The organism is Bradyrhizobium sp. PRIMUS42, from assembly GCF_023006515.1.
In the GTDB taxonomy this organism is placed as follows: Bacteria; Pseudomonadota; Alphaproteobacteria; order Rhizobiales; family Xanthobacteraceae; genus Bradyrhizobium.
Genome location: NZ_JALBGZ010001059.1, coordinates 1 through 1,563, shown reverse-complemented (window position 1 = coordinate 1,563; position 1,563 = coordinate 1). Strand labels below are relative to the sequence as shown.

Here is a 1,563-nt window from a genome sequence, read left to right as displayed (position 1 = left end):
CCGATCACCTTGAGCCCGGCGGCGCAGCGCTCGCCGAGCAGCTCGACGAAATGTTTGGCGGTAGAGCCGGTGCCGAGCCCGAGCTGCATGCCGTCCCGCACCTCATCGAGCGCGCGCGCCGCGGCCTGCCGCTTCAACTGGTCCATGTTCACCTGTGCGCCCGCCTCTGAATCCGGAAGATGTGCCGCCGATCGTGGCCACTTTCGGCGGCCTATGTAGCCTCGTTTTTCTCGCGGGAACAGGCCTATAAGGTGATCTTATGGGCCCGCCCCTTGCGTGGACACGACCGGGCCGGTAGCGCTTGGACCATGACCTCCCCTCACACCATCGTCTTCGATCTCGACGGCACGCTTGTGGATACGGCGCCCGACCTGATCACCGCCCTGAACTACGTGCTCGACCGCGAAGGGCTGCCGCCCGTGCCGATGGCCTCGGCCCGCAACATGATCGGGGCCGGCGCCCGCAAGCTGATCGAACGGGGGTTGGAAGCGGAGGGCCGCACCGTCACCCCCGCCGACATGGACCGGATGACGGCGGATTTCATCGGCTATTATGCCGATCACATCGCGGTCGAATCCCGCCCCTTCGAGGGGCTCGAGGCCGCCCTCGACCATTTTGCGGCCCAGGGCCACCGCCTCGCGGTGTGCACCAACAAGCTGGAATGGCTCTCCAAGCGCCTGCTGGACCAGCTCGACCTCAGCCGCCGCTTTGCCGCGATCTGCGGCGCGGACACGTTTGGTGTCCAGAAGCCCGATCCGACCATCTTTCGCGAGACCGTGGCGCGCGCCGGCGGCGCGGTCAAAGCCAGCATCATGGTCGGCGACGCCGGAACCGATGTCGGAGTGGCCCGGCGGGCCGGGGTACCCGTGATTGGGGTCAGCTTCGGCTACACGGACGTGCCGATTGCCGAGCTGAAGCCGGACCGGCTGATCCATCACATGCGCGACCTGCCGGCCGCCGCCAGCAGCCTGATGACCGCATAGTGCCTATCAAGCCACTGGAATTGCTTCGTTATTCCGCAAGCTCGCGCATTAACCATTCATTAACTATGCCCCGGGCGCCGGTTGCCTGCCCCAAACGACGCCCCTAAGGTCCGCGCGGGGTTATGTGGCGGTTCGTCGCAGTTGAAGTGGATGGGTCATGCGTCGTGGCATCGCGGTTGCGTTAGCGGGAGCGGGTCTGTTGGGAGCGGCAAGTCTTGGCGGCTGCTCCTCGATGTCCTGGGACATGTTCAAATCAGCCCCGCCGACCGTCCAGGTCCGGCTCGAATCCAATCCCCCGGGTGCCGACGCCACGACCTCGCTCGGTCAGGGCTGCAAGACCCCCTGCTCCGTCTCGGTTCCCGCTCCTGACACCCCTTTCACGGTCGCTTTCGCGCTGCCCAAGTTCCAGCCTGCGAGCGTCCCGGTGAATGTGATCAAGAATCCCGGGGATTTCACCACACCCGCCTCGGTGACCACCGACCCGAATCCGGTGTTTGCGGAGCTGCAGCCGGCCACCCCGCCAAAACCGGTTCGCAAGCCGCACCGGCCCAGGAAGCCCAAACCGGCTGCGGCCGCGCCT

The 1,563-nt window shown here is 66.3% G+C and carries 2 protein-coding genes and 1 pseudogene; 2 read left to right on the top strand and 1 reads right to left on the bottom strand.

The genetic code is table 11. The annotated features are described in order from the left end of the window. Positions 1-152: pseudogene (locus MOV75_RS37495) on the bottom strand (ribose 5-phosphate isomerase A); the annotation flags it as partial. Positions 153-308: 156 nt separating this feature from the next. Between MOV75_RS37495 and MOV75_RS37490 the strand changes: the two are divergent. Both MOV75_RS37490 and MOV75_RS37485 read left to right on the top strand, forming a co-directional pair. Beyond that, positions 309-983, top strand: a complete 675-nt coding sequence (locus MOV75_RS37490) for an HAD family hydrolase (protein ID WP_246932149.1) — start codon at positions 309-311, stop codon at positions 981-983. A gap of 157 nt (positions 984-1,140) precedes the next feature. After that, positions 1,141-1,563, top strand: a 423-nt coding sequence (locus MOV75_RS37485) for a hypothetical protein (RefSeq protein WP_247007924.1), incomplete at its 3' end; no start/stop codon positions are given.